The following is a 12,582-nucleotide window of genomic DNA, read 5'->3' on the forward strand; positions in this document are numbered from 1 at the left end:
CAGACAGTTGCGGAATTATGGCAATTATTAAGAAACCATTAAAAGTTGCTTAAACATTGTGATATTGCGCCAAACGTCAGGACATGCCCGAGGATATTCATGTATAGTATGCTCAAAGGACACAATGTGAAAAACAATCAAGGGCCAGGGGGAGTGTGCTTCTTTATGGAAAGACGGGTATTAATCGTAGACGATGAGCGGGAAATCGCTGAACTCATAGAAATTTATTTGAAAAACGAAGGGTTCGCTACGGAAAAGGCTTATGACGGCGAGCAGGCATTGCTGGCTTACGGGAAAAAGCCGTTTGATCTGGTTATTTTGGATATTATGATGCCTAATATGGACGGTCTGGAGACGACTCGCCGCTTAAGGCGCGACCAATCCGTGCCTATCCTTATGCTGAGCGCAAAGGCCGAAGATATGGACAAGATCATGGGGCTGATGACCGGAGCGGATGATTACATGATCAAACCGTTTAACCCGCTTGAGCTCATAGCGCGCGTCCGTTCTTTGATTAGGCGTTCATATCAGTACGGCAGCCAGGCGGATGGAAACGGCGATACGCGTTCGGATAAGGAGCTGCGGCTGGGGCCGCTGCGCATCAATAAGCTGAGCCATGCCGCCGAGGTCGATGGAAAACCCCTTCACCTAACTTCTACGGAATTCGGGATTTTACACTTGCTCGCCAGCCAGCCGGGCCGGGTATTCAGCGCGGAGGATATTTTTCAGCAGGTATGGAAAGAAAAATATTTTGATTCCAATAATACGGTGATGGTTCATATCAGCAAGCTTCGGGATAAGCTGGAAAAAGAGATTGGCGACAAAATGATCGTTACCGTATGGGGGGTTGGCTATAAAATTGAAGGATAACATAGCTTTGAAATTAGTTTTCCGCACCCTGCTTCATTTACTCATTAGTGCTGCATTAGCTTTTGTTACGGTGTTTTTCTTCCTTTTTTCAGGAATGTACTTCGTTCGCCGATTAGAGCCCCTCGAAAATATAGCCAGAAGTTTTGCCGATTTGTTCGGCGAGGTTTTCATATTAGGAGGAACAGGCATCGTACTGTTCTTTTTGTATTTTTTTATTTTGCAGTGGCGGCTGTTTCATTATTTGGGCCAGATAAACATGACTGTTCGCAGCATAGCGGAAGGCATCTATGAAATGGATTACAAAATTGAAGTGCGCAAACGGCATCTTTTTAGCCCCATGGCTGCCAATATTAATAATCTGGTCGGACGCTTGCATCATGCGCTTGATGACGAACGGAAGGCGGAACAAACAAAAAATGAACTGATTACAAACGTTTCCCATGATCTGAGAACGCCGCTGACTTCGGTTCTCGGGTATTTGGGTTTGATTGAGCAGGACCGGTACCGCGATGAGGTGGAGCTAAGGCATTACGTTCAAATCGCTTACGATAAGTCGCAGCGGCTGAATGTTCTCATCAACGATTTGTTTGAATATACGAGAATGCGTCACGATACTGCAGGCCTGAAAGTGACGAGTTTCAACTTAATTGAAATGCTGGGGCAGCTGCTTGTGCAGTTTCGGCTGCCTCTGCAGGAAGCGGGCATGCTCAGCAAACTCGTGACCGACAAAACGATAGTGACAGTGAAAGGCGACGCAGCGAAGCTTGTCCGCGTATTTGAAAATTTGATCGCGAATGCCATGAATTACGGCAGGGAAGGGAAGCAGGTAATCGTAACCGCACAAGTTGAGGAAGGTGCGGCGATAGTCGAAGTTATTAATTTTGGAGAGCCTATCCCCTCTGCGGATCTCCCTTATATATTCGATCGTTTCTATCGGGTGGATAAATCACGAACGCAGTGGGCTGGAGGATCGGGGCTAGGGCTTGCGATAGCAAAAGGCATCATACAAAAGCACGGCGGTTCCATTACGGTGTCCAGCGATTTGGAGCAAACCTCTTTTAAGGTAACGCTGCCCATTATTCATTAAATATTAAGCTTTTCTTATGGTTTGATTACGTTCTCCTTAAGCTCCGGTCCCTATACTCGGTTGTATAGAAGCGATAGCGAAAGGGAGACAACACCATGCTGATGGAGAGAACATATAAAAGAAGATTTCATTCGTCGGTCATTATGCTGCTCATTGCGGTTTGCGCAGCAGCCTGCATCTTGTATCTGATGTCATTAAAGGGGACACCGGCTGTTTCCGGGCTTCAGCTTGAATCCGGCTCGGCCGTTCTGTTGGACATTCAAACAGGCGAAGTGCTGTATGAGAAAAATGCCGATGAGGCGCTGCCGCCTGCGAGCATGTCTAAGCTGATGACGGAGCTGATCATTCTGGACATGGCCAGCGAAGGAAAACTGGGCTGGGGAGACCGCGTAACCGCAAGCTCCTACGCATCCTTGGTGCCAGGCGCTCAAATCGGTTTTGAGGCGGGGGATGCCTATACCGTCAGAGAGCTGTTTGAAGCGATGGCCGTGCACTCCGCAAACGATGCCGCAGTGGCGCTGGCTGAGCATGTCAGCGGAAGCGAGACGGAATTTGCAGCCTTAATGAACGGCCGCGCATTGAAGCTGGGCTTGTCCAGCCAAACGGTATTTGCGAATGCGACCGGTTTAAGTTCCGAGGATTTGCTTACCTATGCAGAAGCGTCTGCGAATGCGGATACGGTGATGACGGCCAAGGATACGGCATCGCTTGCCGCTTATTTATTGAAGAAATATCCTGAGGTGCTGGAGGTATCGAGCCGCAGCAGCGTAAGGCTTGCCAGCACGTCGCAGAAGCTGCGTACGACGAATCTCATGCTAAACGGGATGCCTTATGCCTTTCCTGGCAATGATGGCTTGAAGACGGGATATACGGTACAAGCAGGATATTGCTTTACGGGGACAGCGAAGAAAGACGGACGACGGCTGGTATCCGTTGTTATGGGTGCCCATACGCCGGAGCAGCGCTTTATTGAAACCGGGCTGCTGTTTGATTACGGCTTTCAGACGGACGGTTTGACGAGTTTGATCGGGCATATTCAAAGCAAGCTGGGTATCTAGACGGGATAATGATAAGAATGTTTCTGGGTTCGGGTCGATCCGGAATGACGCCGGACAATATCAATTATACCCAGGGGAATAATAGTGTAATAATCGTGTGAGATCTAGAAAGAGCAGAGTCCGCTTTTTCTAGATCTTTTGTTTTAATGTCACAAAATCTAACGTAATGAGATTTACTATCCATAATTTGCTGTTTATAATGGAGTTATTACGGTTGGAGAGGTGAAAACATGCAGTTGACGGAACGTGAAAAAGAGAAGCTGCTTATTACGATCGCAGCTGATTTGGCAAGGCGGCGAATGAATCGCGGCGTGAAGCTTAATTATCCTGAGAGCGTAGCGCTTATCACCTCTGAAATTATGGAAGGCGCGCGAGATGGGATGACGGTTGCGCAGCTAATGGAATTTGGAACGCAAATCTTGAAGACGGAGCAGGTCATGCCCGGCATTCCGCAAATGATACATGAGGTTCAGGTGGAAGCTACTTTTCCTGACGGGACGAAGCTCGTTACGATACATGATCCGATTACGCATTAAGCGATAGATACATACGGAGAGGGGAGCTTTGCCATATGATTCCTGGGGAATACCGGACGGCTTTAGGCGAAATTGCGTTAAATGCCGGACGACAAACGAAGCAGCTTATCGTTGTGAATACAGGTGACCGGCCTGTTCAAGTAGGCTCTCATTTTCATTTTTTCGAAGTAAACCGCGCTTTAAAGTTCGACCGTGAAGCAGCGTTTGGCATGCGGCTTCATATTGCCGCGGGAACGGCGGTCCGTTTTGAGCCGGGAGAGGAAAAACCGGTTACGGTCGTAGAGCTTGGAGGAGCGAGGCTTTCCTATGGATTGAATGGCCTCAGCCAAGGAAAAGCAGTAGCGGGAGCTATGCCTGAGGCCGTGAGGGAACGGCTTAATGCGTGGGAGGGCGGCGGAGCATGACGAAGATGGATCGCCGCAGCTATGCGGCCATGTTCGGACCGACAACCGGCGATGCGGTAAGGCTTGCGGATACGGAGCTTTGGGCTGAAATCGAGCATGATTATACCGTATACGGAGATGAATGCAAGTTCGGAGGCGGCAAGGTAATACGAGACGGCATGGGACAATCAAGCGGCGCGCTGCGTGATGAGGGCGTGCTCGATACGCTGATTACGAATGCGGTCATCATCGATCATTCCGGAATCGTGAAGGCGGACATCGGCATCAAGGACGGCTTTATCGTCGGAATCGGCAAAGCGGGCAATCCGGATATTATGGACGGCGTCCATCCGAATATGATCGTCGGAGCGAGTACCGAGGTGATCGCGGCAGAAGGGAAAATCGTAACGGCCGGAGCCATCGATTCGCATATCCATTTTATATGTCCGCAGCAGATTGAGACAGCGTTATCCTCGGGCGTTACGACGATGATCGGCGGCGGAACGGGCCCTGCGACAGGCACCAACGCGACGACGGTTACGCCTGGCGCGTGGCATATGCGCCGGATGTTGGAGGCGGCGGAGCATTTTTCGATGAATATCGGTTATACGGGGAAGGGCAACGCCTCGTTTACTGCTCCGCTCATCGAGCAAATCGAAGCAGGCGCAATCGGGCTGAAGCTGCATGAGGATTGGGGCACGACGCCGGCGGCGATCGATGCATGCCTGCAGGCCGCGGACCAGTATGACGTGCAGGTCGCTATCCACAGCGATACCTTAAATGAAGCGGGCTTTGTCGAGGATACTCTGGCGGCTATCGGCGGCCGGACGATCCACACGTATCATACGGAAGGCGCGGGAGGCGGTCATGCGCCTGATATCATTATCGCGGCAGGCGAGCTCAACGTATTGCCGTCTTCTACGAATCCGACTCGCCCTTTTACGATTAATACGATAGAAGAGCATCTGGACATGTTGATGGTTTGCCATCATCTCGACAGCAGCATACCGGAGGACGTAGCGTTTGCGGATTCGCGGATTAGGCCGGAGACGATCGCCGCTGAGGATATTTTGCATGATATGGGCGTATTCAGCATGATCAGCTCCGATTCGCAGGCGATGGGCCGGGTAGGAGAGGTCATTATTCGCACTTGGCAAACGGCTGACAAAATGAAAAAACAGCGTGGTCCCCTGCTGCCGGATAACGAGCAGAATGATAACTTCCGCATCAAGCGCTATATTGCGAAGTATACGATCAATCCAGCGATTACGCATGGCGTCTCGCATTTGGTCGGATCGCTGGAATCAGGGAAATTTGCTGACCTCGTCATTTGGAATCCGATGTTCTTTGGGGTTAAACCGGATCTTGTGCTGAAAGGCGGAAGCATCGCATTCGCACAAATGGGCGATCCCAACGCTTCGATTCCAACGCCGCAGCCGGTATTCGGGAGGCCGATGTTTGCATCCTTCGGCAAGCTGGTATTCAGCAGCTCGATCACGTTTGTATCGCAGGCCGCTTATGAACGGGGCATAGCAGAGGAGCTTGGCCTTCAGAAGCGGATCGAACCGGTGAAAGGCTGCCGCACGGTAACGAAGAAGGACATGATCCATAATGATGCGACACCGAAGCTGGAAGTGGATGCGGAGACCTATCATGTGCTGGTAGATGGCGAGCATGTTACTTGCGAGCCGGCAGAGGTGCTTCCGATGGCGCAGCGTTATTTCTTGTTTTAAGTTGTTCTAAGAGATAAATAATGCCTCAGAGGCTGGGAGGAGGCAAGCAATAATGAATGAGAGCGTTAAATGGCTGGCCATGCAGCAACTGCTGGATTCGGCCCTGCCGATCGGCGGTTTCTCGCATTCGTTCGGTTTGGAGTCCATGGTGCAGGACGGCAGGATGAATCGGTCCAATCAGCTTTATGCCTATGCAGCTGCAATGCTGCTGCAAAGCTGGGCATGCTCAGATGCCATGGTCATCAAAGCGGTGTACCGCGATGCGCCGCAAGCGGAGTGGGAACGTCTGTGGTCGGTCGAGAGGCTCGTGCATTTGCAGCGGGCCGCATCGGAGACACGCAGCGGCGTGGAAAAAATGGGCCGGCGGCTGCTCCAGCTTGCTGCGGCGATCCATCCGCAGCTGGACTGGGCTCCGCTTTCCGAGGCAATGCGGGCGGGCAAGTGCTTTGCCTCCCATCCGCTTTCGCATGGCTATGCTTGCTGGCAGCTCGGCGTGTCGGAGGAGCGGGCGATTCAAGGTTATTTTTACAGCTGCATCGTAACCTGCGTCAACAGCGCGCTGCGTCTCATGTCAATGGGTCAGACCGAGGGCCAGTTTTTGATAGCGAGGCTGACTCCATTAACCGAGCGGGCAATGACGGTAACCAGGGAGCTCGAGCCGGAAGAGGCGTATTCCAATATGCCAATGGCGGAGATGGCGATGATGAGGCATGAACGCTTATATTCACGATTATTTATGTCATAACGACTAATCTATCCGAAAATGGAGGAATAAAATATGTGCCAAGGACAAGGACATACGCATCAAGAATGGGAAAGCCCGGCAATTGACAGCTCAAGACCGATACGCATCGGCATCGGCGGGCCGGTTGGGTCCGGTAAGACGGCGCTGGTGGAGAGGCTGACGCGCGAGCTTCATACGAAATACAGCGTAGCCGTGATCACAAACGATATTTATACAAAGGAAGATGCCAGAATCCTGTTCAATACGGGCGTTCTGCCTGAGGAACGGATTATTGGTGTGGAAACCGGAGGCTGCCCGCATACAGCCATCCGTGAGGATGCTTCGATGAATTTTGAAGCGATTGAAGAGCTGGAGCGACGTTTTGACCATTTGGACCTTATCTTTATCGAGAGCGGCGGAGACAATCTGGCTGCGGCGTTTAGTCCCGAGCTGGTTGATCGTTTTATCTATATTATCGACGTGGCCCAAGGAGAAAAAATTCCTCGCAAAGGCGGCCCCGGCATTATGCGCTCTGATTTGCTTGTCATTAACAAAATCGATTTGGCGCCTTACGTAGGCGCAAGTCTTGAGGTCATGGAAGCCGATACGGTGAAAATGCGCGGTGATCGTCCGTTCGTGTTCTCCAACTTGTTCGGCGGCGACGGCGTTGACGAGATCGTGAGCTGGCTGACGCATGAAGTCGCCCATGCGCGGGGCACGGAGCATTCCCATGTAATCCAGCTGACCGACTTATCTTCTGGGCATCGGCATACTGCTTCTTAAATGGAACCTGCCAATCATTCGGGGAAGCAAGGCGGCGCAGAGAACGAGCCGCGCATCCGGACGTCTGTGCTGCGTGCAGCCTTCGCAAGCCGGCAAGGACAGACCTATGTCGAGAATAAGTTTCATACCGCGCCAATAAAAATCGCGAAAGCATTTCCGCTGGATGGCCAGCTTGGCGTTATCGTCATGGATGTGTCGCCCGGTTTGCTCAGCGGCGACAGCTATGAGCTAGCTTGGTCTGCGGGACAGGATTCCCATGTCATGATTACCAATCAATCCTACACGAAGGTGCATCCGAGCGAGCCTGACGCCGTCTCTTCGATGCGTCAGTTGTTCGCCCTTGAGGAGAATGCCGTCGTCGAGCATATGCCCGAGCCTATTATGCTTTACAAGGATGCGGCGTTTCGGAACGATACGAAGGTTAAGCTGAAGATGGGGGCCGCTTGGCTGCAGGCGGATGTGCTTTGTCCCGGCCGTTCCCTGCGGGGCGAGCGGTTCGATTACCGCTCCTATCACAATTCGCTTTCCGTTTTTTACGGGGAAGAGGAAGAGCTCATTTTCACCCAGCGGCAGCGGATCGAGCCGGCGCGGCAAGACCTGTCGGCTCCCGGATGCTGGGATGATATGACCCACTCGGCAACCTTTTATCTATTCTCCGATCGCGTGAACGGCACGCATTTAGAGCAATTGCAGGAGACGTTGGACAGCTTTGCTTCGCCTGAGGGCCATCGGATCCTTTCAGGAGCTTCCTTGACTTATCGGTTCGGGGTTGCGGTGTCTGCCGTTTCGACAGCGGCTTGGCCTCTGCAGCAGCTCATGAAGGAGTTGTGGGAGACAGCGCGCAAAGGCTTGCTTGATAAGCCTCCGCTGCGTTTGTTGCAAGGATGATCGTCTTAACCAGCTGTAGAAATTAATCTAGGCCAGCCATAAGGCCAGCCGGCTTTTCTGCCGGTTGGTTTTTTTATGGCTCCAGCCGGGAAAAATCCTGTTATTCTGAAAAGATAATTAGTTAATCTCATAAATGAACGTTATAATATGATTAACTGGTTTCTTTTTTTGAAATAGAGGATAGGTTGGTGATCGCTTGGAAGCTTCAAGTGCGGGAAAGCTGGAATTAATGAGAAAACTGGACGAATCCTTTCGTCAAGTCCGCAGGCAGATCAATGCGGAATGGAATACCTATAACGTGCATGGGCTTGGGATGACCCATGGCAGGATGCTCACCATTTTAACGCAATCGGGCGCCCAGAAGGCCTCGGCATTAGCGGAGCAGCTCTTGATTACGAGCGGCGGAGTGACGGGGATCGCAGACCGGCTGATCGAGCTGGGTTACGTGAAGCGGGAGCGGGGCGAGAAGGATCGCCGAGTGGTAATGCTAGACATAACGGAGGAAGGCTTGAAAGCCGTTAAGCTCATCGAATCGGTCCGCTCCCAATTGATGCACAAGCTTTTTGAAGGCATGTCGGAACAGGACATGGAGCAGGGTCTTCAGCTTTTTGAACATATGAGCAGGAATATGGAATCGGATGTTACAAATTCGTGACTATTTACATATTTCATTATTAATACAAGGTATAATGGTGTAGAATAAAATAGAAATTTGTCGAAATGAAATAAGTTGACAAATTCCGATAAAACAACTAGGATTAAAGGGAATTAATACATTCAATTGTTTAGGGGAGATTACGATGAAAAAGGCTTTAGCATTGGCGGTTTCGTTGTTTCTAATGGTTGCGATTGTTGCAGCTTGCGGATCAAACAAGAATGATGCAGGAAACACGGCGAATAACGGCGCAGCGACGAATAACACAGCAGGCGACAAAGCGGAGAAGAAAAAAATCGCGCTTGTGCTTCCTGAAAAAATTGGCGTAAACAAGTTTTTCGTATTGATGGATGAAGGCTTCAAAAAAGCGGGCGAAGAATTCGGCGCTGAAGTAAAAACAATCGAATCTACTGACCCTGCCGGTTTCGAACAGAACCTTCGCGCAACCGTTGCCGAAGATTATGATCTGATCATTACCGCAACATTCCAAGCAGAGGATGCACTGAAGAAGGTTGCCGCTGAAAACCCGGACAAGCCATTCGCAGTCATTGATACTGTCGTAGATCTTCCCAACGTGCGCAGCGTTAACTTCCGCGAGCATGAAGCAGCTTATCTGATGGGCGCGCTTGCCGGTCTTTCCACTAAAACGAATATCGTAGGCGCTGTTGTTGCAGTTGACGCGCCGCTGCTTAGCAAATATACATCGGGCTTTGAGCAAGGCTTGAAAAGCACGAATCCAGAAGCGCAATTCCTAGTCAACTACGTAGGCAGCTTCGCGGATCCTGTTAAAGGAAAAGAGCTTGCTTTGCTTCAACAGTCCAAAGGCGCTGACTATATCGCAGGCATGGCGGCAGTTGGCGATAACGGCGTATTCGAAGCAGCGAAAGAAAAAGGCTTCTTTACTTCCGGCCAAGATACGGACCGTACCGAAGAGGATCCAGAGCATATCGTTCTCTCGCAATTGAAAGGTACGGACGCGGTAGCTTACGAAACGGTAAAAAGCTTCGTAGAAGGAAGCTTCGCATACGGCGTTGCGGACTACGGCTTAAAAGAAGACGGCGTAGGCCTTACATTCGTAACAAGAGACAGCAAATCTGCGCTGAGCCCGTTCATCGGCCAAGAAAACGTAGATAAAGTAAAAGTGATTGCCGAAGATATTAAATCTGGTAAAATCGTTGTAGTTAACCCGCTAGCTCAATAGAATAACACGCCGGCTGCTACCCATGCAGCCGGTTTGCTTGTTGCTTAGAAGCTTCTTCCTTTAAGGAGGGAGTGGTTTTTTTTGTTTATACGGTACGGCATGGAACGGGGAGGAGCATTAGTATGTTGCTGCAAATGGACAGCATAACGAAATCATATGGAAGCGTAACCGCAAACAGCAATGTTCGGTTTTCGCTGCAAAGAGGAGAAATTCATGCTTTGGTCGGTGAAAACGGTGCTGGAAAAACAACTCTGATGCGCATATTGTACGGAATGGAAAGTCCGACAAGCGGTGAAATCCTATTGGATGGAAAACCGGTTTCGTTTGCCAGTCCAGCTGATGCGATCAAGCATAAAATAGGCATGGTCCACCAGCATTTCATGCTGTTTCCGACATTTACGATCGCCGAAAACATAGTCATTGGCCGCGAGCCCTCCAAGGGAGTAGGATTTGACCGAAAGGCGGCTGCCGCTGAAACGGAACGGATAGGCAAGCTTTACGGCATGCCGGTAGATCCTTGGAAGAAGGTTGCGGATTGCTCGCTTGGCATGCAGCAGCGCGTAGAGATCTTGAAGGTGCTTTATCAAGGCGCGGAAGTCATTATTTTGGACGAGCCGACCGGCGTTTTGACCCCACTTGAAGTAAAAGAGCTACTCATTGCGATAAAAGGATTAGCCGCTCAGGGGAAAAGCTTTATTCTGATCAGCCACAAGCTGCAGGAGATCATGGAGGTTGCCGACCGGGTTACCGTTCTGCGGGACGGCAAGGTTACCGGAACGGTCGACGCTAAAAATACAAACGCGGAAGAGCTGTCACGGCTGATGGTTGGCCGGGATTTGATACATATAACGCGCAATGAGGCCAGCAGAGGCAAGAAGGTGCTGGAGGTTATCAACGTTACAATGAATGGTTTGAAAACAAAGCCGCTGCTGAGCAAGGTGAGCCTGCATGTAGATGAAGGCGAGATTGTCGGCATCGCGGGTATTTCAGGCAACGGCCAATCGGAGCTCATTCAAACGATAGCCGGCCTCATGAGACCGGATGGCGGCGCAATAAAGCTGCTCGGGCAGGACATGACCGGTGCGCCGGTTGGCGCTATCCGTGAACGGGGGCTTGCCCATATTCCGGAGGACCGTTACCAATGGGGCGTTGCAAAGGATGCAACCGTAACGGAAAACGGCTTAATGGGCCATACAGGCAAGCATCAGAAATACGGCATTTTAGACGGTACCGGTATTCGTCAGATGGTGAGCGAATGGGTTGCGCGCTTCGGCATAAAAACAGGCTCGTTAGCTACCAAAGCGCAGTTTTTGTCCGGAGGCAACCTTCAAAAGCTTATCGTTGCAAGGGAGCTTGCTCAGAAAACGCCATTTTTGATTGCGGCCGAGCCTACGCGCGGCGTCGATGTCGGCGCAATGGAAATCATCCATGGAGAGCTTCTCAAAAAGCGCGATGAGAGAGGAGCAATCCTGCTCATTTCCTCCGAATTAACCGAAATATTAAAGCTTTCTGACCGGATTCTGGTGATGTATGAGGGGCAAATCGTAGGCGAGCTTGATGCGGATTCGGCTACCGAGGAGCAAATTAGTTTGTTAATGGCAGGAGGAAAAGCAGTTGGATAAGCTGGTACAAATCGGACGCTCGCTGCTGCAGCCGCTTTTGGCGGTTCTTGTCGGCTTGGCAGCCGGCGCCATTGCCATCGTCATTGTCGGAGGCTCCGTTACGGAAACATACGCTGAAATGTGGAAGGGCGCATTCGGCAGTTTTTATTTCTTCACCAATACGCTAAGCCGCGCAACGCCGATCATATTGATCGGGCTTGGCGTTGCGCTTGCCTTCCGGGCCGGATTTTTTAACATGGGCTCGGAAGGACAGATGGTGCTGGGCGCGCTAAGCGCAGCGGTAACCGCCATCTACTTGCCGGGACCCGGCTGGCTCAAGCTTATCGCTGCAATTGCGACCGGGATTATTTCCGGGGGAATATGGTCGGCATTCGCAGGTTGGCTGGATGCCAGATTCCGAATGAATCTGTTGATAACTACGTTATTGCTTAATTATATCGCGACGCTATTTGCAGGCTACATCGTTTCTTATCCATTGAAGGATCGAACAGGTTCGGCTGCGATGGCCCAGACCGTAATGCTCGATCAGAGCGTATGGCTGCCAAAGCTATTTAAAGGAATGAGTTTGCATGCCGGTTTCATTATTGCTGCTCTCGGAGCGATCTTGCTGTTCTTATTTATGCGTTATACAGTCAAAGGTTATGAAATACGCATGCTGGGCGGCAATCCGCTGTTTGCAAGCTATGGCGGCGTTCAGCGGGGGAAAATGATGCTCATCAGCATGTTTGTCAGCGGTGGCTTTGCCGGCCTGGCGGGCTCCGTTGAGGTGTTGGGCACGCAGTACCGTTATTTGGACGGGGCATTAACTACGCCTGGCTATGCCTGGTCCGGGATAATGGCCACGCTGCTTGCGGGATCCCATCCGCTCGGCACTGCCCTTGCCGCGATATTGCTTGCCGCGCTGCAGACAGGCGGCATGGGCATGGAGCGTAATACGGAGGTGCCTCTCGAGGTATCCAGCATCATTCAAGCAGTGCTCATCTTATTCGTATCTGCCAAATTCACTTATTCGTTTATAAAACGCAAGAAGGCGAGGTCATAA

The 12,582-nt window shown here is 51.1% G+C and carries 13 protein-coding genes; all 13 read left to right on the forward strand.

Annotated features, from left to right (window positions below; all coding sequences use genetic code 11):
* The first annotated feature begins 165 nt into the window (after positions 1-165).
* The 13 genes from ACN6MW_RS23110 (at position 166) to ACN6MW_RS23170 (ending at position 12,582) form a co-directional block, all read left to right on the forward strand.
* The gene (locus tag ACN6MW_RS23110) at positions 166-870 is read left to right on the forward strand and encodes a response regulator transcription factor (protein WP_419872235.1); all 705 of its coding nucleotides are present in this window, start codon (positions 166-168) and stop codon (positions 868-870) included.
* Positions 871-877: 7 nt separating this feature from the next.
* Positions 878-1,957, forward strand: a complete 1,080-nt coding sequence (locus tag ACN6MW_RS23115) for a sensor histidine kinase (RefSeq protein WP_419872236.1) — start codon at positions 878-880, stop codon at positions 1,955-1,957.
* Positions 1,958-2,052: 95 nt separating this feature from the next.
* Positions 2,053-3,015: a D-alanyl-D-alanine carboxypeptidase family protein gene (locus tag ACN6MW_RS23120; RefSeq protein WP_419872237.1), complete on the forward strand. Its 963-nt coding sequence runs from the start codon at positions 2,053-2,055 to the stop codon at positions 3,013-3,015.
* Between the two features lie 230 nt (positions 3,016-3,245).
* Positions 3,246-3,551 (forward strand): urease subunit gamma, encoded by a 306-nt coding sequence (locus ACN6MW_RS23125; protein WP_419872238.1) that lies wholly within the window; start codon positions 3,246-3,248, stop codon positions 3,549-3,551.
* Positions 3,552-3,586: 35 nt separating this feature from the next.
* Positions 3,587-3,955 (forward strand): urease subunit beta, encoded by a 369-nt coding sequence (locus ACN6MW_RS23130; protein ID WP_419872239.1) that lies wholly within the window; start codon positions 3,587-3,589, stop codon positions 3,953-3,955.
* The gene (gene ureC, locus ACN6MW_RS23135) at positions 3,952-5,667 is read left to right on the forward strand and encodes an urease subunit alpha (RefSeq protein ID WP_419872240.1); all 1,716 of its coding nucleotides are present in this window, start codon (positions 3,952-3,954) and stop codon (positions 5,665-5,667) included. Before ACN6MW_RS23130 ends, ureC begins: the two co-directional genes overlap by 4 nt.
* 52 nt (positions 5,668-5,719) lie before the next feature.
* Positions 5,720-6,412, forward strand: coding sequence for an urease accessory protein UreF (locus ACN6MW_RS23140; protein ID WP_419872241.1), 693 nt, complete (start codon positions 5,720-5,722; stop codon positions 6,410-6,412).
* Positions 6,413-6,445: 33 nt separating this feature from the next.
* Positions 6,446-7,174 carry an urease accessory protein UreG gene (ureG, locus tag ACN6MW_RS23145; protein ID WP_419872242.1) on the forward strand — a complete coding sequence of 243 codons (729 nt, stop codon included), beginning with the start codon at positions 6,446-6,448 and terminating at the stop codon, positions 7,172-7,174.
* A complete protein-coding gene (locus tag ACN6MW_RS23150) occupies positions 7,175-8,062 on the forward strand; it encodes an urease accessory protein UreD (protein ID WP_419872243.1) in 888 nt (295 codons plus the stop codon).
* Between the two features lie 196 nt (positions 8,063-8,258).
* Positions 8,259-8,717, forward strand: a complete 459-nt coding sequence (locus ACN6MW_RS23155; RefSeq protein ID WP_419872244.1) for a MarR family winged helix-turn-helix transcriptional regulator — start codon at positions 8,259-8,261, stop codon at positions 8,715-8,717.
* Positions 8,718-8,862: 145 nt separating this feature from the next.
* Positions 8,863-9,918, forward strand: a complete 1,056-nt coding sequence (locus ACN6MW_RS23160; RefSeq protein WP_419872245.1) for a BMP family lipoprotein — start codon at positions 8,863-8,865, stop codon at positions 9,916-9,918.
* 122 nt (positions 9,919-10,040) lie between these two features.
* Entirely contained in the window at positions 10,041-11,540 is a 1,500-nt protein-coding gene (locus ACN6MW_RS23165) for an ABC transporter ATP-binding protein (RefSeq protein WP_419872246.1), read from the forward strand.
* Positions 11,533-12,582 (forward strand): ABC transporter permease, encoded by a 1,050-nt coding sequence (locus ACN6MW_RS23170; protein ID WP_419872247.1) that lies wholly within the window; start codon positions 11,533-11,535, stop codon positions 12,580-12,582. The genes ACN6MW_RS23165 and ACN6MW_RS23170 overlap by 8 nt, the downstream gene beginning before the upstream one ends.

This window comes from Pristimantibacillus sp. PTI5, from assembly GCF_048572955.1.
Classification (GTDB): Bacteria; Bacillota; Bacilli; order Paenibacillales; family Paenibacillaceae; genus Pristimantibacillus.

Bases quoted from the DNA above. Each gene is read 5' to 3' on its own strand.
- ACN6MW_RS23150 (WP_419872243.1), top strand. From the start codon at position 7,175: ATGGAACCTGCCAATCATTCGGGGAAGCAAGGCGGCGCAGAGAACGAG.
- ACN6MW_RS23140 (WP_419872241.1), top strand. From the start codon at position 5,720: ATGAATGAGAGCGTTAAATGGCTGGCCATGCAGCAACTGCTGGATTCG.
- ACN6MW_RS23110 (WP_419872235.1), top strand. From the start codon at position 166: ATGGAAAGACGGGTATTAATCGTAGACGATGAGCGGGAAATCGCTGAA.
- ACN6MW_RS23165 (WP_419872246.1), top strand. From the start codon at position 10,041: ATGTTGCTGCAAATGGACAGCATAACGAAATCATATGGAAGCGTAACC.
- ureG (WP_419872242.1), top strand. From the start codon at position 6,446: ATGTGCCAAGGACAAGGACATACGCATCAAGAATGGGAAAGCCCGGCA.
- ACN6MW_RS23130 (WP_419872239.1), top strand. From the start codon at position 3,587: ATGATTCCTGGGGAATACCGGACGGCTTTAGGCGAAATTGCGTTAAAT.
- ACN6MW_RS23120 (WP_419872237.1), top strand. From the start codon at position 2,053: ATGCTGATGGAGAGAACATATAAAAGAAGATTTCATTCGTCGGTCATT.
- ureC (WP_419872240.1), top strand. From the start codon at position 3,952: ATGACGAAGATGGATCGCCGCAGCTATGCGGCCATGTTCGGACCGACA.
- ACN6MW_RS23125 (WP_419872238.1), top strand. From the start codon at position 3,246: ATGCAGTTGACGGAACGTGAAAAAGAGAAGCTGCTTATTACGATCGCA.
- ACN6MW_RS23160 (WP_419872245.1), top strand. From the start codon at position 8,863: ATGAAAAAGGCTTTAGCATTGGCGGTTTCGTTGTTTCTAATGGTTGCG.